Genomic DNA, 23,088 nt, shown 5'->3' with positions numbered 1-23,088 from the left:
TTATGATTAATGAATTTTTATCCAATCTAGAAAAATCACTGAGATCTGAAACCGTGCCCCAAGCTTATATAGATAATATTCTTAACACTTACAAAAATATTATCAACCAAGCCTTGGCAGAAAATAAAAGAGAAACTGATATTGTTTCCGAACTTGGAAATCCAGTTCTCTTGGCCAGAGACCTGAGGCAAAAGTTTGATATAAAACCAAAGACCATGAGCCAAGACGAGATACAAAAAATCCAAGAAGGCGAAAAACCAACTAGGGTCAAGAGAAGCGCAGGAATTCTTTTCTTATCACTGATTGGCAAAATATTAATAAATATTATAGCCATACCGGTAAGCATCATCGGACTCCTATTAGTCCTTGGCCTCTTTGCAGCACCAGCTGCCTTGGGCGCTGTTGGCCTATCGGGCATTCTCTATCAGGTCGTCTATATTAACGGATACGAACTTATCCTTTCGACACTAACCAGCATTGCCCTAGGCATTGGACTAATAGGACTTGCCATTTTACTCTTAATTGGCCTAATCTATGTCCTAGTTTGGTATATAAAGATGATCACACTTATGTTTTCAAATCTGGCAAGCATTATCAGGAGGTATGAATAATGAAAAAATTAATAAGTATAATAGCAATTATAACTCTCCTTGGCCTAGTTGTAGGAATTATATCCTTCTCCTTTAACGAATTAGGAGCCGCCAAGAAACTCCTGGCTGAATCTTCCTACGGAAACTATGAAGATATAGAATATTATCCTATATACGACTGGATTAAATATACTGGAGACCAAATTTACGAAAATGTAGATAATCTAATCTACAATATAGATTATATAATAAACAACATGTTCTAAGGGAGAATTTAATGCACCAATACAAAGGAAGATTAATTTTACACTGTGGGTCAATGTTTTCGGGCAAAACATCGGCCCTTTTTCGAGAAGTAAACCGCTTTTCAATTGCAGGCTACAAGGTCCTTGCGACCAAGCCCAGCTTTGACAAAAGATATTCCAAAAAAGATATACTTACCCACGACAAGCTCGGCCTGACCGCTGAAATTTTTTCAAGTATGGACGAACTCTTAAGCCTGGTTGAAAAAAATAAGCCAGATGTACTGGCCGTTGATGAAATTCAATTTTTAAATGACCAAAGGGATGACTTTATCGACCTGATAAATGAATTTCTCAAACGTGGACTCACAATCGTCCTGGCAGGACTTGATATGGACTATCTGGGAACGCCCTTTGATGTCACCGAAAGAGTCTTTGCCATTAGCGACTATGTAACCAAACACCACGCCGTCTGCTCCAAGTGCGGATCTGACGCCTGGGTGTCACACAGGACAGTCGACAATGCAGACAGACTTGTCCTCGGCTCATCAGATATCTACGAGCCCCTATGTCGGACTTGCTTTAACAAGGAAAAAGAAAAGCAAGCCACCAACAAAAACCAATTAAAATTTGACTAAAAAAATCCAATCGATTTCTTATCGGTTGGATTTTTTTGCCTTAGATTAATTAATATAGGTCTTTAAATGTATATATCTTTTTTAAGTAGACTAATTATTTCAATTCTTCATTACTAATTGTAAAAACTTGGTCAGCAATATTATCCAATGAATCATCGTGCATAATAACAACGACAAGTTTTTCATTTTTGATTTCTTCAATATATGACTTAAGTTTAACTGATGCAGACTCTTCTAAATTTGAGAAAGGCTCATCCAAGAAAATAACTTTTCTATCCTCTGTAAAAACTCTTGATAAGGCAAGCTTTTGTTGCTCTCCACTAGACAAGTTAACCTTGTCCCCATGTATTTCTTTATTCAAATTAGATAGGTCAAATATATCAATCATGGAATTATTTTGCCCACACATTATATTATCTGAAACACTACCATTAAAGAAAAATAACGGATACTGTAGGACAGAAATATCGTTATAGAATGACTCATTTATCATTATACTCCCATTTTTTACCAGAGATTTTGGATAAATACCAGCTATAATTTTTAAAATTGTAGATTTTCCACTACCATTAGGCCCTTTAATTATATATAAACCCTTATCAGCCATCTTCATATTACAATTATATAAAAACTTATCGCCAGCACTATAAATCTCAGCATCGTTAATATTTATACCATCCACATTGGCAAATATTTCTTTATATTTATTTTCAACATTGGATTCTTTATAATAAAAGCTCTCATATACATCATAGTAAGGTTTCATCGACTTAATTTCTGTTATAATATGAAATACACTTGTTAGTGGATCAAACAGATGAGTAATATATTGACTAAACATAATCAAAGTACCCAGCGTTAAAACGCCACTGTTTACATACCTACCGCCCAACCATAAAATAAAGATAGGAACTCCCATCTGTATAAAGATTGGAAGGCGATTACCAAAATTAAACCAAAAATAGTATCGTTCAGTAGTCTTTATATCATACATTAAATCCTTGTTGAAAATTCTGTTAAAAAATTCATCATTGTCAATCATATGCATATCAACAATATGGTTTTTAAAAATGTTAGCCGTCTTTACAAAACGGTCATTGGATTCTATACAATCTTGATTTAAAACTGATCTTTTTTTAGAATTCCAAACCACAAACATTAAGTATAAAGGACTTGCAACAATCGAAATTAGTGCCAACTTAGGACTTATATAAAATAAAATTGCAAATGTTATTACAACTTGAAATATAAAACCTGGCAGCAAGATATTATAATTAATTAAAGAAGAGGCGAGAGTATTAGAATATCCGTAATATAAATTATGAACCTTACCACTATCCTCTTCTAAATAATCTGGAGAGGACATAGATAAACTCTTTTTAAAAATTCCCCCTACCAACCTTCTCTTATAATTCAGTAATAATTTTTGCACCATAAAGTTGCCAAAATAAAAAATTATAAGCTGAGAAACAAATAATATGGCTATTATTATAACAATCTCACTTATCTCCAAATTTTTATCTGAACTGATAATATTATCGATTATAATCTTATTTAAGTATGGAGTAACCATTGAGAAAAGTGAGGATATTATTATAAATACAATACCCATAAGTCTGATATTAACTTTATTAATATTCTGATCCTTATTAATCCTGTACATTTATCTCCTCCTTGTATAACATTTTTACATAATCATCTAAAAAATATACCTCTGGTATAAACTGAATCATTAACCTCCTTTAAACAAATATTACCATATTAGTATCCATTTTGTAAATTTCATTTTTGCTATTTGAATATTTTATCTTTTATGTTATAATATAAATGGTGATGTTGTGGAAAATTTTGGTTTATATATTAAAAACAAAAGAGAATCTTTAGGTCTAACTAGAGAAGATTTAATTTATAAAATAGAATATTTATCAGAATACTATTTCGCTGAACCTGAATTTATTTCTACATCTACCCTAGCTAGGATTGAACATGATAAAATACTACCTACTCTTAAACAGATAGACCTGCTCTCCCTAGGTTTAAATGCAGATCTTTTACAAATCTATAGTAAATCCAGGGTCCAGGAAGGGAAAAAAATTAAGTCCATTATAAAAGCCATCCCATTTGCCATTAAAAAGAATGATATAAAAAAACTAATTTTATTCAAAAATTTTCTCCTTAATCATCACAACACTAACAGTATGTATATCTACAAAATAATCAATGACCATATTCTGCTCATTGACTCCTACATGTTTTTTTCTAGAAAAGATTATAAAGCTGCACATAAAAAATCATCCAAAATAATATATAATTTGAAATATGAAACAAAACTTGATCATACATATTTAAAATCTGACTATAATCTTATAGCCTACTCTCTACATTTGGCATCTGCTCATTTAATGTCTGGTAATAGTTTTTCATCCCATAAAATGCCAGATAGAATAATTTATAGTAAGGATAATATTTATAAAAAAGTTGCAATTGAAATAATTAAAAGGAGCTATGAAATTTCATAGCTCCTTTTATCTTGGTTCATAGATTACGACTTCCCCGCTTTCCAAGGATTTTTTAATATCGATTATCCTTTGGTTTTCGCTACCACGGAATTTTAATTTAAGATTTTTTAATTTTTCTACAAATAATCCATCGACCAGGATATCGCACTCTTTTAAGAGGTCTAGTTTTTTGGGATCGGCTAAAATTTGTTCATAGGTGTAGCCCGAGTAAATCCAAATATTTTTTTGGACCTCTTTTTTTATATCCCTCATTACCTCTGTGAGCTCCAAATTTTGCATGGGCTCGCCACCCAGTAAAGTGAGTCCCGAAACATTTGGGTCCTTGAGATAGGATATAATTTTATCGGTTGCCTCTTGGTCCCAGTCGTCTCCGTAATTAAAATCCCAGTACTCTTGGTTGAAGCATCCCTTGCAGCCGTGGGTACAACCAGTGACAAAAATCGTCGACCGGATGCCCTCGCCATTGGCCACATCGTATCTTCTAATTTGTGAATATTTCATTATATATGGAGGACTCTTGCACCAATTTCCTTTGTCCTGCCTTCATTCCAGAAATTTTCTCCCAAGTATCCGCAAGTCCTTCTGATAACCGTGAGTTTGCTCTTGTCTTTATTATGGCAATTTGGGCATTCCCATTCATTGTCATCATTGAGCTTTATTTCCCCATCAAAACCGCATTCATGGCAGTAATCGCTCTTGGTATTAAATTCAGCGTAGGTGATGTGGTCATAGATATATTTTACAAGTGTTGCGACCGCTTCAATATTATTGGTCATATTTGGAATTTCAGCGTAGGAAATCATGCCGCCTGTTGATAGCTTTTGGAATTCGGATTCAAAGTCAAACTTATCAAAGACAGAAATATTTTCACGAACGTCTACGTGGTAGGAGTTGGTGTAATAACCCTTGTCTGTTATGTCTTTGATTTCGCCAAAACGCCTTCTATCGATTTGGCAGAAGCGATTGGTCAAACTTTCTGCTGGTGTGCCGTAAAGGGCAAAGCCCAGATGAGTTTCAGCCTTCCAATCATCGCAGGCCTTCCTAAGTCTTTGCATAACCCTTAGAGCAAAATCCTTGGCCTCTGGATCTGTGTGTGACTTGCCTGTCACGAGTTTTGTGGCTTCATAAAGGCCAATGTAGCCCATAGAAATTGTCGCATAACCATTTTGTAAAAGCTTAGTGACTTTTTCGCCCTTCTTTAATCTTGCGATAGCCCCGTATTGCCAGTGGATTGGACTTACGTCGCTGGTTACATTTTCTAGGAGTTCATATCTAAACATCAAAGCTTTTTTGACGAGCTCTAATCTCTTTTCCAAAATTTCCCAGAACTTATCCTCGTCTCCACCAGATAAAATTCCAATTTGTGGCAAGTTCAAGGAAACGACGCCCATGTTGAAGCGGCCATCGAATATATATTCGCCGTCTTCGTTCTTCCATGGGGCGAGGAAGCTCCTGCAGCCCATTGGTGAAAATACATTGCCCTCATAGAGCTCACGCATCTTCTTGGCTGAAATATAGTCAGGATACATGCGTTTGGCTGTGCATTTTGCAGCAAGTTTTGTCAGATAATAATATTTTGAATCCTCGTGGACATTGTGTTCGTCCAGGACATAAATCAATTTAGGGAAAGCTGGAGTTACATAAACATCAGCTTCGTTTTTGATGCCTTCAAGCCTTTGGTTCAAAATTTCCTCTTGGATCAGTGCAGCTTCTTTTTCATATTCAAAGCCAGGCATAAAGTGCATAAAGAGAGTTACGAAAGGTGCTTGACCGTTGGTTGTCATCAGGGTATTGATTTGATATTGCATGGTTTGAATACCGTCTTTGACTTCTTTTTTGGTCCTCTTCCAAGCAATTTCTTCAGCCTTTTCAAGATCAGGTTCCATACCATAAATTTCCCTTTGCTCTTCGGTTACGGCTGATAGATATTTATTAAAGCTCTTTCTAACAAAGGGAGCTAAAATCGTATCGATGCCATTGATGCTTTGGCCGCCGTATTGGCCGCTTGCGACTTGGGCAATAATTTGTGTTGTAACTGTACATGCAACTTGGAAAGACTTTGGGCTGTCAATTTTTTTGCCGTTAATAACAGTTCCATTGGTCAGCATGTCTTTGAGGTTGATCAGGCAGCAGTTAAACATAGGTTGAATAATGTAATCCATGTCGTGGAAGTGAATGGCACCAGAATCGTGAGCCATTACAATATCGGTAGGCATAATAATCCTGCGGGCAATGTCCTTAGAAACTTCCCCTGCAATTAGATCGCGTTGAGTTGAAACAATCTTCGCGTCCTTGTTGGAGTTTTCATCCATAACGCTGGTGTTGGAACGATTTAAGATTCCTACAATTTCATCGTCAATGGTATTTATTTGACGCTTAAAAGCTTGAACAGACCTGTAACTTTCATAGGCCTTGGCAGTTGCAGGGTTATTGTATTGTAAGAGCTTGTAATAAACTTGCTCTTCAATCCCATGAATTGTCATTGGCTCCTTTATAACCCGAGCGAAATCTTCAATTTCACTTGCAATTCTTTCCGCCTGTCCTTCTTCGTATACACCCGATGATGAGTGCATGGCCTTTTCTATGGCAACAACGATTTTGTTCTTATCAAAATCTACGCATTCGCCTGTACGCTTGATAACTTTCATCTTCCTGATCCTCCTGAAATGTTTTATAAGTATCCACAATATCTTGTGGGTAATTTTTTCAGCCACACTATGTTGACTAAGTTTATTTTAGCAGGTCCACAAAAATAAATCAAGTCTTTTTGCCTATATTTTTAAAAAAATATACAATATATTGTGCGTATTTTGAACTATTTTTTATAAAGAGCGGATTACCAAGCCTTTTGGAAGATGAAAATATCAATTGTTAAGATTTCTACATATTGTGCATGGGCCTAAGCGCTATCTGACTAAAATCTTAGACTATAAAAATAAATATTTTTCAAATAAAAAGAGCCGAGCAAACTTATACAATAAAATTCGCTTAGCTCTTAAAATACTTTTTAAATTTTAATTCCTTATAAAACTTTCTTGCCCTTCCTTGCTTCATAAATTGCAAAGGCCACACCAAGAACTATAGCAGGAATAATCCAACCAAAACCTTGAGATGCCAGCGGCAATGATTCAATAATTGAAATTGGCGTGTCAAAGTTTACTCTTTCAGGTGTGATATTAGCAAAGAATGGGCTAACCCTTATCGTTTCTAAAAATCTATTTATACTATCTTCTGCATTTAAAATATTTTGAATGAGAGACATTACAAATGCTCCCAAGCATGCCCCCCTATAAGCGGACTTGTGCTTAATCAGATCGTCAGCCAAACTCATAACTATGAGGACAATCGTTACCGGATAAATAACTGTAAGAATTGGAACTGCAAAGGCAATTAGAGTATCTACGCCATTGATTGCAAAGAAAGCTGAGAAAGCACAGGTAATCCAAACTATTGATTTGTATGAAACCTTGTTGTTAAATACTGCTGCAAAAAAGTTTCCTGCAGTTGCTGTTAAGCCAACAGCTGTTGTGATACAAGCCAAGGAAATTGCCAGGCCTAATATAACTCCGCCCCAAGAACCCAAAATTCCATTTACCAGTTCTATAACGAGCTCAGCCCTGGATAAATCTTTTGGCAAAACTCCAGAAGAAGTTGCACCCAAGTAAATAAAACCGCCGTATACACAGAATAAACCAAGAGCAGCTATAAAACCCGAAATACAAGTCATCCTAACTTGGTCTTTTCTTTTCTCATAACCCTTTTGAGCAATGGATTGAATAATAATAGTTGCCAAAACCAAAGAACCAATCCCGTCCATGGTTTGGTAGCCCTCTTCAAAACCCCTCAAGAAATTTTTTATATTGCCAGTATCAATAGGCGTGCCAATAGGATTAGTAATTCCAACTATAATTAAAATCGCAAGGACTGCAATCAAAATTGGAGTTAAAATGGATCCTACCTTGTCGACTACAGACATAGCATTTAAAGTAAAATATAAAACAATTGCAAAAAATACGACTGCTGAAATAACAGGACTGATACCAAATACAGGTTTAACACCAATTTCATAAGTAACCGCTGCCGTTCTGGGAATAGCAAGTAGTGGTCCAATGGCCAAAATAATTATAAAAGTCATAATATTTGCAGCCTTGGGTCCCAAGTGTTTAAAAACGTCAATGGTCCTACCGCCAGCCTTGGCCGCAGCTATAATTCCCAAAACCGGAAGGCCAACGCCCGTCAACATAAAACCAGCCATTGAGCTGGCCCATTTAGTACCCGCTATATGTCCAAGTGTAGGTGGAAAAATTAAATTCCCCGCCCCCAAAAAAATCGCAAAAAGTGCGAAACCCGTAATCAAAGTATCCTTTTTCTTCTTATTCATTTCACCAGATCCCTCCTCAATATACTATTATAATAGATGTTAACTTTCGATTCAAGTACTTATTTATAGATTTTTAAATTTTTCTTTAAAACTTTTTAAATAAGTAAAGTAATGACGGCGGATGTTATTGGATATGAATTGAATAAAATAGTTTTCCCAATATTGTTCATCCAAAAATTGTTTTTCGATTATATAATTAAAAACATTTCACGCATACAAGATGCGATCAATGTTTTTCGGGCCACATTCTCCTCAGATTGTTGCAGCCAATCAAACAAAATTTTCAGGTAGCGTCCGATTTATTTCGGACAAAAAAATTTTGTTTTCTTGGGCAACAAGTTGCGTGAGTCAACGCTAGCCAATCGTCTTCACGCTTTCGCGTTTGCCTCTTGGGCGTGGCTGCAAGTCGCCCCTACAAACGTTCTTAACAATATCCATAGGAGAAATATGTTCATCCATTATAAAATTCTCTTAATTTTTAAAAATAAAAAATAATCGGTTTTGTCCACGATAAAGTGGACGCTACAGACCGATTATTTTTCATTAATCATATTAATATACTTTTACATCACTCTAAATTCGCGAGGAAATTTCGATGAGATTCGCGGTGAAATAAATTTTTTAGGACGCAGATGATGACATCTAAAAATAATTTTTTCAAATCAAAAAGAGGCCTCTCAGCCTCTTAAATATTTTTATTTATATCTACCGTATTTCGCTGGAAAATTCAATGAGAAAGGCGATGTACAGAAATGTTGCGAATGAGGTGGGCTCGAGTGCCCTCCGCAGTGAGCGACATTTCGAAACAAGCCTTTGTCGCAAATTTAACGCGAAATACTACTTCCCGCCTCCAGGAGTGTTGATACTCTTTCCGTCCAAGATCTGTACCGCATCCATAAACAGTTCCGATACTGTTGGGTGAGCGTAGATCATATCTGACAAGCCTTGAACGCCGATGCCATTATTCATAGCAATTGCTGCGAAGTGAATTAGATAGTCTGAGTAGGCACCAACTATGTGGCAGCCTAGGATTTCCTTGCCATCTTTTGAAGCGAGGATTTTAATAAAGCCTGCGGTTTCATCGGCTGAAACTGATTTTGAGTTTGAAGCGTAGAGGAATTTGGATTTTTCGTATTCGACTCCTTCTTCCTTTAATTCTTCTTCAGTCTTACCGACCATGGCGATTTCTGGGATTGAGAAGACGATTGATGGAACGATTTCCAGATTTGTCTTTGGTTCAAGACCAGATAATTTTTCAACTAGGCTAATACCTTGGGCGCTTGCCAAGTGAGCAAGTTGAGTGTTGCCGTATACAACGTCACCAATTGCATAAATATTTTTTGTTGCTGTCTCAAAGTTTTCATCGACCACAACCCCGCCGCGTTCGAGTTTAACGCCAGCTGCTTCTGCATTTAAACCATCTGTGTTGCAGTCCCTACCCATGGCAACGAGTACATATTCTGCCTCGTATTCTTTGAATTGGTCTTTATCTCTCATCTTGGTTGTAACCTTGAGCATGTCGCCGTCTTGTTCAATCTTTTGTGCCCTTTGCTTGGTCGCAAATTTAAGATTTTCATTTTTCAATACAGAATTTAATCTCTTTTGAATTTCTCCATCAGCAACCTTTAATAAGTTATTGCCCATAACTGTTACATCTGTGCCAAAGCGTGAGTAGATGCTTGCAAATTCAAGACCGATAACGCCTGTACCAATAACTATCATGGACTTTGGAATTTCCTTTAAGTTGAGTAGATCAGTTGAAGATAAAACCTTTGGCAAATCTGATCCTGGTAATTTCTTTTGGTCCTTAGAACCTGTTGCAATGATAATTGCATCGCCAGTAAATTCCTTAACACCATCATCTGTCTTAACTTCAACAGTCTTTTCATCCTTGAAGCTGGCAAAGCCGCGAACGTATTCCAGGTTTTTGTAACCTGAGAATAAGAATTCAACGCCCTTTCTTAGGCCGTCCACAACTTGGACCTTGCGGTTAAAAATTACATCTTCGTCTAAACTGTAGTCACCTGTCATAACGCCAAATTTTCCAGCGTCCTTAACTGCGTCCACAGTTTCAGCAATCTTTACCAAAGTCTTGGTTGGAATACAACCAACATTCAAACATGTTCCACCAGTGTGGCCCTTTTCGATTAATACAACTTCGTTACCCAATTGTGCAGCCCTGATAGCAGCTTCGTAACCGCCAGGACCTGCTCCGATAATAATTATTTTCATCTCTACCTCCTCTAAGCATGTGCCGTTTCATTTAATTTATCTTGTAATTTTTGTTTTTCTGCCGATAATCCTTCACTAGTGTCCTCCAGCATCTCTGCGTGGTAGGAGCTCCTGACAAATGGGCCCGAGCTAACCGACCTAAAGCCCATTTCAAGTCCAATGTCCCTGTACCTGTCAAACTGTTCAGGTGTAACATATTCCTTGACCTCTATATGTTTTCTGGATGGCTGCAAATATTGGCCAATGGTTAGCATATCGCAATCCACTTCCCTCAGCCTTCTCATCATATCTATAACCATGTCTTCTGTTTCGCCAAAGCCGACCATCATGCCCGACTTGGTAATAAAACCCTTTTCCTTTGCATAGCGTAAAACTTCCAGGCTCATATCCAAATCGCACTGTGGACAAATGTAATCGAAATACTCTTCGACCACTTCCACATTGTGGTTTATAATGTCTGGCTTCTCCGCAAAAATAATATCCAGCAACTTTTTATCTCCGTGCATATCTGGAATCAACAACTCAACAGTAGTATGCGGATTTAATTTTTTAATCTCCCTGGTCACAGCCGCAAAATGATAAGCACCGTAATCGTCCTTGAGGTCATCCCTGTCCACAGAAGTTATAACTGCGTGCTTGAGACCTAGTTTTTTAACAGCTATGGCCACATTTTTGGGCTCCTCTGGGTCCAAAGCTTCTGGTCTCTTGGTAGTCACATTGCAAAACTTACAATTCCGTGTGCAATTCTTACCCATAATCATAAAAGTCGCCGTCCGTCTGGCATAGCACTCCATTTTGTTCGGACAATTTGCCTCCTGGCAAACCGTATTTAAAGCAAAATCTCCCAAAGTATGCTCAACTGTATTTGAATTTTGATTGCCCTGGAGTTTAATCTTCAACCACTCGGGCTTTTTTAATGCCATAAAATCACTCCTTAATAGCCTTTAAAATATCATTTATAAAATATTCTTCTTTAAAACCTAAAATATATTTTTCTATATCGAGCTTAGCCTTAGCTAACTCATTTATATTCATACCCCTTAATCCAGATAAAAATTCTTTAATATCTCTTTCTTCAAAAAAATCTCCGGCCATTTTTATATTTTCTATTTGGTCTCCGTCGACCTCCACAAAATATTCCACAAGGCCAAAAGGATATTTAACCGCATAATAGTGTTTGGCCTCCAGGCTCGACTGGTCATTCATCAGATCAGGGAAATCTTTTAAATATTTATTGGCCGCTTCAATTTCAGCCTCGTTCGGCGGACGAAATTCTTTAATATCGTGAAATTCGATTAAATTATCGCGAATATAATTTATAAATTCTTGAACATCCATGTCGACCATAGAACCAATTTGCCCAATCCTAGACGAAACTGACTTAACCGACTTGTCTACAAATTTAATATTCCGAGTCTTGATGGCCCCTTGCAAAAGGTCCATATCCGCCCCAAAGAGCAGGGTCCCGTGATGGATAATCCTATCCCTCCACTTGTACTGGGCATTGCCGCTGACCTTTTTGCCGTCTATTAAAATATCATTCCTGCCAGTAAACTCTGCGTCCAGACCTAATTTTTTTAGGGCTTCAACCACCGGCCTTGCAAAAGTCTGAAAGGAATTTGCCTCGCCTGTATTTTTGCCAATAATTGAATACTGGCAATTATTTAAATCACAATAGACAGTTCCGCCTCCCGACAGTCTTCTTATAATATGAATATTATTCTTAGATGTAAAGTCAGTATCGACTTCTAATTTCAAATTTTGATTGCGGCCAATTAAAATCGTCGGCTCATTTTGCCAAATCATAAAGACCGACTCATCAGTATTTTTTAAAAAGTATTCCTCCAAAGCAAAATTAAAGCTGGGGTCTACACTTTTGTTTTCAATATAAATCATATAATCACCACTAATATTATAACATAAAACTTTATATTTTTGCACAATTAAATTTATTGCCCTTAAAACCTCCCTTGCCCCATAAAATAAATCTATAGGCTCGCCAATGATATAGATAAAATTTATTGGTAATAGGCTAAATTATGATATATAATTAGCTTAAGGAGGTATATTATGAAAACAAAAAACAGAAAACTAACATTACTTATCGCTGGCCTAATCATCGGCGTAATCGGCGGCTTGTTAGTAGTATGGGGAAACCCTAAAAACATGGGTATCTGTGTTGCATGTTTCTGGAGAGACGTTGCAGGCGGACTTGGTCTACACAGAGCAGGAGTAGTACAATATCTCAGACCTGAAATTTTAGGTTTTGTACTCGGAGCATTTATTTCATCTATTATAGGTAAAGACTTCAAATCACGCGGCGGCAGCAGCCCAATGATCAGATTTATCCTCGGATTCTTCTTGATGATTGGTGCCCTTGTATTCTTAGGATGCCCACTTAGAATGTTACTTAGAATTGGCGGAGGAGACCTAAATGCAATCGTTGGCCTCTTAGGCTATATCGTAGGTATCTTAATCGGAATCGTCTTTATCAAAAAAGGATTCTCACTCGGCAGAGCTCACAAACAATCAAAAATTGGCGCGTACATTATGCCAGCCATCGCTTGTGCACTCTTAATCCTATTACTAGCTAAACCTAGCTTTATTTTCTTCAGTGAAGAAGGACCTGGCTCAATGCACGCTCCAGTTATCATTTCACTGATCGCAGGACTAGTTGTTGGAACTATCCTACAAAGAACCAGACTCTGCACAGCAGCAGGCTTTAGAGACGCATTTTTGATCAAAGACTACGCCCCACTAATGGGACTTGTAGGCGTAATCGTAGGTGCACTTATTGTTAACCTAATCGCAGGTAACTTTAACCTAGGCTTTGAAGGACAACCAGTTGCCCACTCCAACCACCTATGGAACTTCCTAGGCATGGTCCTAGTTGGACTTGCATCAGTATTACTTGGTGGATGCCCAATCAGACAAACAATCCTATCTGGCGAAGGCGACCAAGACGCAGCTGTTACAGTTCTCGGACTTATCACAGGTGCTGCATTCTGCCACAACTTTGGACTAGCAGCTAGCCCAAAAGGAGTACCAACTAACGGCATGATCGCAGTAATCATTGGCCTATGTGTTGCCCTAATCATAGCCGCAACATCAAGGAGGGAAGCATAATGAAAAATATCGACGCAAGAGGACTTAGCTGTCCAGAACCAGTAGTGCTTGCCAAAGAAGCAGCAGACGCTGGCGAAAAACAAATCGAAGTACTAGTTGACACAGAAGTATGTAAGGAAAACGTATCCAGATTTTTAACAAACGCTGGCTACACAGTTACAGTAAAAGAAGTTGCTGACGAAGCAACAATTACAGCTAGCAAATAATAGGCGGCAAGGACATAAATGTATATCATAACAGTCCACCAACTGACTGACGCCCTCCTCCTAGAGGAAAAGGCCAAGGCAGTTGAGCCCGAGTTCAGACTCATCCCAGTCCCCAGAGCAATCTCAAGCTCCTGCGGACTCGCTGGTAAAACAGAAATGGAGCCTGACAAAATAAAAGACCTATTAGAAACAAACAAAATAGATGCCGACGGCATCTACAAACAAAACGGAGAGAGTTATGAAAAAATTTCATAACTCTTTTTTTGTTTTAAAACAATATTTGTTTCTTATATTGATCTTCGAATCTACATTTAAAAATGCCTCACGCACTCAAGGCGCGATCGTCATTTTTCGGGCCACATAAAGTCGCCCCTACAAACGTCCTGAACAATAAACATAGGAGAAATGTATTCATACATTATAACGCTTTGCGTTGTAGGGTCCAGTTTATCTGGACCGAAGAGTCCCGCCCCAAATACAAAAAATAATCGGTCTTGCGATAATTAATTTCCGCCCATACACACCAATTATTTTCATTAATCTCTATACCACGATTTACAAGAAAAAATCTCTATCCAATAATTTGTTAGGAAATTTTGATGAGATTTCCTTGCTTGAGACTTTTATCGAATGAGGCGTACTGATGTGTACGTCGCAATGAGATAAAACGTCGAATACAAGGAAATGTCGCAAAATTAACAACAAATTTAATACGAAATGCGAACTATCTTGACAAACATCCCCCCATCCATTACAATATACTAAGAATAATAAAACATACACACGACGAGGTAAATTATGACTGAACAAATTACTTACAAAGAGAACAAAACAGACTTTATAACCCACGGGGACATATCAAAGGTAATCATGAAATTATCCATCCCCCTGATGATTTCCAACCTAATCAAGACCTTTTACGGGATTGTCGACGGCATTTACGTCGCCCAATTATCGGCTGAAGATTATGCTGCAACAGCATTTATATGGCCACTCCAGTACTTATTTATAGCCTTTGGCCTTGGCATTTCCATTGCCGCCACTTCTCTGATGAGCCAAAAACTTGGAGCCGGCAAAAGAAATGAGGCAAAAATCTACGCCAACCACGCCATGGTAATCTCAATTTTGATGGGCCTGGTCTTTTCATTTTTATTATACGCCATTGCACCCACAGCCCTCAGCTGGATGGGAGCCAAGGGCACATTTTTAGAAAAATCTACAATATTTTTACAAATAAATGCCTTTGGACTTTTATTTGATTTAATATTTTTCGCCTATCAATCAATTTTAAATTCCCAAGGCATGACCAAGGCAATTACATCTATTTCAGCCATCTCATCCCTGTCAAATGTAATCTTGGACCCATTTTTTATCTTTGATTCAGTCCTTGGCATCCCTGCCCTCGGCATGGGACTTGAGGGGGCAGCCTACGCAACAGTTTTATCCAAAGTCCTCTTGGTTATTTTGGGCTACATTCATGTTAAATCCAAATCAACAATTGAAGTTAGACTCAAAGGCTTTAGCTTTAATAAGAATGTCGTCGGAGAATTATTTTCCCTCTCCGTACCAGCTTCGCTCGGTTCTTCTGGAGAGGCTATCGGCTTTACAATCCTAAACGGCTTCATCCAATCCTACGGAACCACGACACTCGCCGCCTTTGCCATGGGTAACAGAATTTCAGATATCTTTAACCAAGCCGCCATGGGTATCGGCATGGCCCTAACCTCAATTATCGGGCAAAATTATGGAGCCGGCAACAAGGAAAGAACCAAAGATATTTTTAAAAGAGCAAATATAATCATCACCTACTTTTCAATCTTTGCAGCCACCATACTTATAATCTTCAAAGATCCCCTGCTCTCAATCTTTATAAAAGACAGGGCGGACATAGAACTGTGGAGGCAAGCCAGCGAATACATCTACTACGCTGCTGCAATCACCTTCTTTATGGGCTACTTCTCAGCCATCAACGGCTTTTTTCAAGGCCTCGGCCAAACCAAACTCACCATGTTCTTGTCGCTTGCCAGACTCTGGCTCCTCAGACTACCAATCATTATGGTCCTAAAAACCTATACCAACCTAGGATCCACAGGCATTTGGATAGCCATGCTCCTCTCAAACGCCCTAACCGTCGTGTACGGATTTATAATGTATTTCAAAAGACGACAAAGCATGCTCAGCTAATCATAGACAAACAAAAATCGGGTAAACCCCGATTTTTTTGTGCGTAAAATTAAATTTATAAATACTCTATTTCAATTTTTCACTTTCAAAAGTTGAAAAATTTTCATATCTTGAAAGCAAAACGGCGAATCACTTTCAAAACTCAAATATTTTTAAAGTTTTGAAAGTAGAACACATAATAAATATACAATCTTTTACAAATGGCATTCATTTTTTATATCGCTCTGCGGATTTATATTTAACGTATAATTTAATATCAATCGCCTTCATCTTTTATAACGCTCTGCGTTGTAGGGGCTACTTTATGTAGCCCGAAGAGTCTCGCCCCAAACACAAAAAATAATCGGATTTGTCCACGATAAAGTGGACACTACAGACCGATTATTTTTGTAAAATTTATATTTTATTCATTTCAATTTCGCCGGAAACCTCTCTCCATAATTTACGAGGAAAAATCTCTATATCATAATTTGTTAGGGCCGTAAGATTCAACAATATGTCAATTTCTTGGCGACCATTTCAGGATCGCCGCTACAGGAAATTGACCTCTTACAAACCTCTCTCCTCAATTTCGCTGGGAAAAATCTCTCCATAATTTACGAGGAAAAATCGATGAAAAAGGCGCAGTACAGAAATGTTGCGAATGAGGTGGGCTCGAGTGCCCTCCGCAGTGAGCGACATTTCGAAACAAGCCTTTTTCGCGATTTTAACCGTAAATTATTTAATTGGTTCTAAGTGTGCTTGGAAGTGGCGCAATATCGGTGGCTCCCACACAATCCTATACCCCGGCACATCCTTTGCCCTTTCCTTAATGGCAATTAAGGCATCTACAAGTAAATCTATATGGGCTTGGTTGTATACCCGTCTTGGAATTGCAAAGCGAGTGAATTCAAAATCTGCCTTTAGCTGCTCGCCTGTATCCGGATCATTGCCCAGCAGATAGGACCCTATTTCACATGTCCTGATGCCTGCTTCTATATATAATTCAACTGCTAGTGCGTGGCCAGGAAATTCTGTGTAATCCAAATGAGGAAACATTGCTGCGGCGTCTATAAATACCCCGTGTCCTCCAACTGGTGCTTGGTAGGCAATGCCTGCATCGTCAAGTTTTGATGCAAAGTATTCCATTTGACCGATCCTGTATTTGAGATAATCTTCGTCAATACCTTCGTATAGACCAATGGCCAAGGCTTCCAAGTCCCTGCCTGACAAACCGCCGTAGGTAATAAAACCTTCAAAGGAAATCGTGTTGCCCTTAACCTTTTGAACTAGCTCATCATTGTCCTTGATACCAATCAGCCCACCCATATTGACAATGGCGTCTTTCTTGGCAGACATAGTAAAGGCATCAGCGTACTTAAACATTTCCCTAACAATATCCTTGATAGGCTTGTCCGCATAACCTTCTTCCCTTTGCTTGATAAAATAAGCGTTTTCAGCAAAACGTGCTGCGTCAATATCAACAGGGATGTTGTATTTTTGTCCAATTTCATAAACTTCTTTTAAATTCTTGATTGAAACAGGTTGACCGCCCGCAGAGTTATTTGTAATAGTCATTACAATCAAGGCAACATTTTCTGGACCGTGGTCTTGGATCAACTTTTCAAGCTTAACCACATCCATATTGCCCTTAAAAGGTGCCCTTTTGCTTGGGTCCTTGGCCTCTTCAACTATACAGTCAATAGCCCTGGCACCTGCAATCTCAACGTGAGCCCTGGTCGTATCAAAAAACATATTTGAAATAGCAACCTTGCCCGGCCCCATCATAAGTGGGAAGAGAACCTTTTCAGCAGCCCGACCTTGGTGGACGGGTTGAATATAATTGTAGCCAAAAATATCCTGGCCAGCCTCAACTAATTTAAAATAAGACTTGCCGCCAGCATAAGCCTCATCACCAACCATAACGCCGCCCCATTGGTCAGCGGACATAGCATTGGTGCCCGAGTCTGTAAGCAGGTCAATGTAAACATCCTCGCCTCGAAGATTGAACATATTGTAGTGAGCAGCCTTGATCTTTTCGACCCTCTCCTCACGACTAAGCATCTTGATCGTCTCAACCATCTTAACCCTAAAAGGTTCCGGTACATATTTAATAGCCATAAAAATCCTCCTGTTTTACAAAATTTTTATTCACAATAAATTTAAAAATTTACCCGAATAAATAACTAACCTATGCCTTAATTATAACAATCCCCCAAGCCATTGTCAATAATTATAGAAATGTGATTGCTTTATAATTTGTGTTAAATCTCTTCATTTTTTTATAACGCTCTGCGGGTAGGGTCTACTTGCATACACACTTTATTAATATTGTATTTCTTAATTTTTTATTGCGCTCTGCGGCTGTAGGGGCTACTTGCAGCCCTGTCCAAGAGAGCGAGTGATAACGATGCTCGATCGGTATGCAGGACTCACGCAACCTATTTCTCAAGAAAACAAGCCAAAGGCGATGTTTGATTGATTGAAATAGTCTGAGGAGAATGTAGCCCGAAAAGTCCCGCCCGAAATCTCAGGAAAAATTCTGGATTTTTCCCTATTTATAACAATCTGAGTAGAATTATATTCAAAAAATTCTTGTTTGTGATTAACCACAAGCTCTACGGTTAATTCTCAAATCAATCCAAACAAAAACCGAGACAAGGCGCACGCCTCATCTCGGTTTTTACATATCCAGACCTGAATCAATAATAGTCTTGGAAAAATCTTCAAATGTTTTCAAAATAAATATCGCTAGATCCTCATAATAAATCCTAATATCATCACATATAATATCTGTACAAGCTTTAGAATTAACCGTATATGGCTTATGCACCCTTATATAACTCACATCCCTATCTAAATTTAGAGCAGGATACACAGATTTCTTAATCTCTATATCATACTTAGGATTAAGATTTACTTTATGGGTCACAGATGAAACTGGAAAAACCGTTAAATCTGCATTATGTGAATCATTCTCTTTGTTAAAAACTAAAGCTGGTCTTTTCTTAAATTTTATTCCTCTGCTATATGAGTCGTAATATGGAAATCTAACATTAACAATCGAAAATATATTAATCTGCATCTTCAAACTCATCTATATACATATCATATATATGGTCGTATTGTCTGACCTTCAAAGCATCATTTTGTATGTCAACCTTAGCAATAACCTTATTTCCATTTTCAAATTCTGCAAGTCCTTCCCTTGACTTCAGCCAAGAAGACTCCTTGTGACTAAGCTCTCTCAAATACCAGGGATCATAAATCCCGTACTGACAGATTGTATTGTCAATAACATATCTTTCCTCATCAGACAAAGTTGAAAAATCCATACGAACAACAGACTTATCAGCTTTGTACATCTTCCACAAACTTGGAATAACTGGACCATTTACCCAGCCCTCAAAATCTTCATCAAAAAGAGGTTTGCCATTCAAAGCATAGGACTCTCTTTGAGCAAAATACAAAAGTTTTTGTAAATACAAGGGCTCATTTTTAAAAGCATTACCCGTCACTCTCTCATAAGCAGCGACAAGATAAGATGCATAAGTTCTAACATCCTTCATAAAAACCTCCTCCTTACAATATAATTATACCACATTTATGATAAAAAATCCGTCCCCATCATTACAATTTGAAAACATTTTGTACATAAGAAAACCGAGACGAGGCACACTCCCCCATCTCGGTTTTAAGTCGAGGTTATTTATCTGATTCTTTGTTGTTAGTTTCAGCATTATTATTTTTTTCATCGTTTTTAACTTCTATATCTGATTCTAATTCTTTTTCCAAATATGTTAAGTATTTTATTCTACGTTTTGCTGATTTTAATTTGCATCTACATTTAATCACTGGCAATATTACTAATACTGCAAAACATATAACAAAGATTGAAACAAGATCAATCAATTTTATTTGGTTTTTTATTAGATTAATAGAAAACGTGAAAAAGAAAGTTAATATTAATGCAATTATATTCATAGAATCAAAATGGGAAATATTTTTCAAATAAGCTCTTACATCAATTAAATATTCTTCTTTTGTTGCATTTACTATATTCAAAGTTTTAAGTCTTAGCTCATCACCTTGAGTTTTAATATACTCTACAACTTCATTAATTGTATTAATATTAGCAGCATCTGATTCGTCTTCAATCAATGCGTACATATTAACAAATCCATAACCAAAAAAATCATTGTATTTTTTAACTACATCATCACTTTCTGAATTATTGGTTACTTCACAGCTACTCTTTTCTTGATTATTTTCATTATTGGATCCTTTAAATCTACTTTTTATATTTTCCCACCAATTCTTTATTTTTGAGTTTTTTTTATTTTTGTATTTATCTATATCTATATTAGTACCATTTTTACACCTATAAACTTTTTCATATTTTTTATAGGTGAACTCTTTATCTGTCTTATCTTCATAATAAAAATTATCTAAATCAAGATATAGAATATCTCCACTTGATGTATCGTTTTCAATTTTATCCCCTTTGTAAACTTTTACTGATAAAACCTTTTCTCCATAATCTTGAATAACAATGTATTCATCTCTATCCTGCGAAGCATCATTATTACCTTTTATCTTTGTGTAAATTTCATATTCTTTAATTTTACTAGGATTAAATTTTTGATTTATTAAAGTTAAATATATAGCACAACAAAAATATAATAGATAGGCAATAAAAACAATCATATAAATGCAATGCTCTGATTTAATTTTCTTCGCTATAAAGTACTTTGTTACAATATATACTAAGAAAGTTATTATAAGGCTATAAAAGATCGACATAATCGGACCTACAGGCTTACTAGATAAATATGATTTAAGTAATGTTTCTTTTATAGTTAAGAAATAAATTGTAATAAACGAAAAGAATATAAGAAACACATTTACATGAGTTAAATCAATTTTATTCTTTATAATAAAACTCATTATACCTGAAACAGCCTCAGATATTCCAATCATAACAACCGGAAGAATACAAACTGCTAGAAAAAATACAAGTCTTCCAATAAAGTTTTTCATATTCCTTATTCCAAAGTTTTTCATCGTTATTTTATAATAATTGGAATAATCAATAGCGACTATAAGATCTATATATGCTTTTATAACAATAAATGATGAAGATACCAGAGCAACTAAATCTCCTCCATTCTCCAGTACAAACCTTAAATTAAACCAATTTGGCATATCTTCCTCCTTAATTTGCATATGTAATACAAGGGCATATAGAGTAAATCTATATACCCTTGTAATGTTTGAATTAAATATTAAATTTAATTTCCCTTTATCTCATGCAAGATTATCTTACATATCTTTGGAATTTAACTCTTCTTAATGTTTCAATAACTTCCTTGTCATCTCTTAATGGTCTAATCCATTCAATGTCATCAAGATTTGTAAATTCCCTATCAAGTCCGTTTGAATGATTAATCCATTCACTACCGAAAGTTGCGTAAGTGTTTGTTGCAACAATTACATCATAGTAGAACCAATCATCACGACTTACATCTTCAAATCTTACTAGGCTTTCAATATTATCATTGATGTATTCAACATCATCATGTCTACCAAAAGCTCTATTTAAGATTGCTGCAACTTCTGCTCTTGTGATAACCATATCAGCGTCAAATACAACTGTTCCATTTGTATAAATGTCTAACCATCCTTCTTGGAAGGCTGCTTCAACTTCTGGGCGTGCCCAGTGATTTGGTCTCATATTAAAGATATTGCCATCTTTGTTTATAAGTTCTTGGAATCTTGCAATAGTTGCAATGAGTTCAGCCTTTGTGATTTCACGGTTAGGTTCAAATGTTCCCTTATCTGTACCTCTAAATACGCCAGCTTCTGTAGTAGTAATTACAGCGTCATAGTACCAAGCATTTGCATTTACGTCAGGATATGGGTTGTATTCTCCCCTTCTTTGATAACCATCATAGCGCAGAGCCCTTGCAAAAATTTGTGCAATTTCAGCTCTAGTAATGCCCTTGTTTGGCATAAACATATGACTATCGTCACCAATCATATAGAGACTAAATACATCTAGTTCTCTATGTTCAGGTTCTTTTACTTCTGGTTTGTATTCGTCCTTGTTCAAGTAGTCAGGGCTTGGTTCATACCAATGACCAGGATCGTATGGTTTTTCTGGTTCAGGTGTATATCTACCCTTAACTATTGCTCTTGTGTCTTTAGATTCACCATCTTTAGTTTGAGTTGCTTTAATAACATCTCCTGGTATTAATGGTTTATCTGCAGGTACGTCAACAGTCCAATTACCATTTTCATCAACTGTAGTATTTCCAATTGGATTACCATCTTCATCAGTTACGACTATATCAGAACCTGGTTCACCCTTACCTCTGATTTTATCGTCACCTTCATAAGGTTGATCAATTGTTGGATCCTCTGTCTCATCTTCTGAATCAGTTACAGTAACAGTTACATCCACTGTTTCATTAGAACCATCTGGATAAGTTACATCAACTGGAATAGTTATAACATCTCCAACTTTTGCATCTTGTGGAATAACAACTGTGATAGCTCCTGTATTAGGATCAACAGTTACATTTGTTTGAGTATCATCATTCTTAGCAAATGTTGTTTTCTTAGCTCCATCAGTTGGTGCTGGTACAGTACCTTGTTCACCTTTCTTAGTAAATGTTGGTGGATCTATTTCAACTGTTTCACCAGGTTTTCCAGATTTACCAACATAATGTGGATCGTAATTGTCCTTATCTGCTATAGTAGGTGCTGTGTCTTCAGCATATTGTGCTGTGTAATTTCCTGCTGTTACTGTTGCTGTATCAGCTGGTAATTCTGGCTTCCATGCTGGGTCAGCTACTTTCCATTCTTTTTCAGCTACTGCTGTTGGAATGTAGTCTTTCATGTCTTTCCATGTTGCTGTATTCTTAACATTGAATGCTAATTTATCAGCGCCTGTTACATTTTTACCGTCTTTATCGATTCCAGTTAATGT

20 protein-coding genes are annotated in these 23,088 nt (G+C 36.9%); 8 read left to right on the top strand and 12 right to left on the bottom strand.

The genetic code is table 11. From position 1 onward, the window contains the following. The first annotated feature begins 2 nt into the window (after positions 1 to 2). The 3 genes from CUU59_RS01895 to CUU59_RS01885 are packed head-to-tail and all read left to right on the top strand — an operon-like array spanning position 3 to position 1,470. Positions 3 to 611, top strand: coding sequence for a DUF1700 domain-containing protein (locus CUU59_RS01895; protein WP_169922821.1), 609 nt, complete (start codon positions 3 to 5; stop codon positions 609 to 611). Continuing rightward, complete coding sequence (locus CUU59_RS01890; protein WP_099950322.1) at positions 611 to 856, top strand: hypothetical protein; 246 nt, start codon at positions 611 to 613, stop codon at positions 854 to 856. Before CUU59_RS01895 ends, CUU59_RS01890 begins: the two co-directional genes overlap by 1 nt. An 11-nt stretch (positions 857 to 867) precedes the next feature. Further along, positions 868 to 1,470, top strand: coding sequence for a thymidine kinase (locus CUU59_RS01885; RefSeq protein WP_099950321.1), 603 nt, complete (start codon positions 868 to 870; stop codon positions 1,468 to 1,470). Between the two features lie 94 nt (positions 1,471 to 1,564). Here the strand turns inward: CUU59_RS01885 and CUU59_RS01880 are convergent, their stop codons facing one another. After that, positions 1,565 to 3,133, bottom strand: a complete 1,569-nt coding sequence (locus tag CUU59_RS01880; protein ID WP_099950320.1) for an ABC transporter transmembrane domain-containing protein — start codon at positions 3,131 to 3,133, stop codon at positions 1,565 to 1,567. 175 nt (positions 3,134 to 3,308) lie between these two features. On the opposite strand from CUU59_RS01880, the gene CUU59_RS01875 reads away from it, so the two are divergent. Continuing rightward, positions 3,309 to 3,989 carry a helix-turn-helix domain-containing protein gene (locus CUU59_RS01875; RefSeq protein WP_099950319.1) on the top strand — a complete coding sequence of 227 codons (681 nt, stop codon included), beginning with the start codon at positions 3,309 to 3,311 and terminating at the stop codon, positions 3,987 to 3,989. 6 nt (positions 3,990 to 3,995) lie between these two features. On the opposite strand, the gene nrdG is transcribed toward CUU59_RS01875, so the two are convergent. From nrdG to lplA, 6 genes are all read right to left on the bottom strand, one after another. Then, complete coding sequence (gene nrdG / locus CUU59_RS01870) at positions 3,996 to 4,490, bottom strand: anaerobic ribonucleoside-triphosphate reductase activating protein (protein WP_099950318.1); 495 nt, start codon at positions 4,488 to 4,490, stop codon at positions 3,996 to 3,998. Continuing rightward, positions 4,490 to 6,637 (bottom strand): anaerobic ribonucleoside-triphosphate reductase, encoded by a 2,148-nt coding sequence (gene nrdD, locus CUU59_RS01865; protein WP_099950317.1) that lies wholly within the window; start codon positions 6,635 to 6,637, stop codon positions 4,490 to 4,492. The genes nrdG and nrdD overlap by 1 nt, the downstream gene beginning before the upstream one ends. Positions 6,638 to 7,011: 374 nt before the next feature. After that, entirely contained in the window at positions 7,012 to 8,370 is a 1,359-nt protein-coding gene (gene brnQ, locus CUU59_RS01860) for a branched-chain amino acid transport system II carrier protein (protein ID WP_099950316.1), read from the bottom strand. Positions 8,371 to 9,207: 837 nt separating this feature from the next. Beyond that, positions 9,208 to 10,602, bottom strand: coding sequence for a dihydrolipoyl dehydrogenase (gene lpdA / locus CUU59_RS01855; RefSeq protein WP_099950315.1), 1,395 nt, complete (start codon positions 10,600 to 10,602; stop codon positions 9,208 to 9,210). A gap of 11 nt (positions 10,603 to 10,613) precedes the next feature. Then, positions 10,614 to 11,525 (bottom strand): lipoyl synthase, encoded by a 912-nt coding sequence (gene lipA / locus CUU59_RS01850; protein ID WP_099950314.1) that lies wholly within the window; start codon positions 11,523 to 11,525, stop codon positions 10,614 to 10,616. Between the two features lie 4 nt (positions 11,526 to 11,529). Further along, the gene (gene lplA, locus CUU59_RS01845; RefSeq protein ID WP_099950313.1) at positions 11,530 to 12,498 is read right to left on the bottom strand and encodes a lipoate--protein ligase; all 969 of its coding nucleotides are present in this window, start codon (positions 12,496 to 12,498) and stop codon (positions 11,530 to 11,532) included. A gap of 174 nt (positions 12,499 to 12,672) precedes the next feature. Here lplA and yedE point away from each other — a divergent pair, with 174 nt between their 5' ends. The 4 genes from yedE (at position 12,673) to CUU59_RS01825 (ending at position 16,118) form a co-directional block, all read left to right on the top strand. After that, entirely contained in the window at positions 12,673 to 13,728 is a 1,056-nt protein-coding gene (gene yedE / locus CUU59_RS01840) for a YedE family putative selenium transporter (protein ID WP_099950312.1), read from the top strand. Beyond that, complete coding sequence (locus CUU59_RS01835; RefSeq protein WP_099950311.1) at positions 13,728 to 13,934, top strand: sulfurtransferase TusA family protein; 207 nt, start codon at positions 13,728 to 13,730, stop codon at positions 13,932 to 13,934. The genes yedE and CUU59_RS01835 overlap by 1 nt, the downstream gene beginning before the upstream one ends. Before the next feature lie 18 nt (positions 13,935 to 13,952). Further along, positions 13,953 to 14,189 (top strand): putative Se/S carrier protein, encoded by a 237-nt coding sequence (locus CUU59_RS01830; protein ID WP_099950310.1) that lies wholly within the window; start codon positions 13,953 to 13,955, stop codon positions 14,187 to 14,189. A 555-nt stretch (positions 14,190 to 14,744) separates the two neighbouring features. After that, positions 14,745 to 16,118 (top strand): MATE family efflux transporter, encoded by a 1,374-nt coding sequence (locus CUU59_RS01825; protein ID WP_099950880.1) that lies wholly within the window; start codon positions 14,745 to 14,747, stop codon positions 16,116 to 16,118. Positions 16,119 to 16,835: 717 nt separating this feature from the next. Here the strand turns inward: CUU59_RS01825 and CUU59_RS01820 are convergent. The 5 genes from CUU59_RS01820 to CUU59_RS01800 form a co-directional block, all read right to left on the bottom strand. After that, positions 16,836 to 18,218 (bottom strand): tryptophanase, encoded by a 1,383-nt coding sequence (locus CUU59_RS01820; RefSeq protein ID WP_099950309.1) that lies wholly within the window; start codon positions 18,216 to 18,218, stop codon positions 16,836 to 16,838. A gap of 562 nt (positions 18,219 to 18,780) precedes the next feature. Beyond that, the gene (locus CUU59_RS01815; RefSeq protein ID WP_169922820.1) at positions 18,781 to 19,182 is read right to left on the bottom strand and encodes a type II toxin-antitoxin system PemK/MazF family toxin; all 402 of its coding nucleotides are present in this window, start codon (positions 19,180 to 19,182) and stop codon (positions 18,781 to 18,783) included. Continuing rightward, the gene (locus CUU59_RS01810) at positions 19,172 to 19,666 is read right to left on the bottom strand and encodes a Panacea domain-containing protein (protein WP_099950307.1); all 495 of its coding nucleotides are present in this window, start codon (positions 19,664 to 19,666) and stop codon (positions 19,172 to 19,174) included. The genes CUU59_RS01815 and CUU59_RS01810 overlap by 11 nt, the downstream gene beginning before the upstream one ends. Positions 19,667 to 19,802: 136 nt before the next feature. Continuing rightward, complete coding sequence (locus CUU59_RS01805; RefSeq protein WP_099950306.1) at positions 19,803 to 21,302, bottom strand: hypothetical protein; 1,500 nt, start codon at positions 21,300 to 21,302, stop codon at positions 19,803 to 19,805. Between the two features lie 112 nt (positions 21,303 to 21,414). Beyond that, positions 21,415 to 23,088: YPDG domain-containing protein (locus CUU59_RS01800; RefSeq protein ID WP_211286979.1), on the bottom strand; the 1,674-nt coding region annotated here is incomplete at its 5' end.

It is taken from the genome of Ezakiella peruensis, assembly GCF_900215725.1.
GTDB classification, from domain to species: domain Bacteria; phylum Bacillota; class Clostridia; order Tissierellales; family Peptoniphilaceae; genus Ezakiella; species Ezakiella peruensis.
Note: the sequence above shows the minus strand (reverse complement) of the source record. Positions and strands in the feature narration are given on the sequence as shown.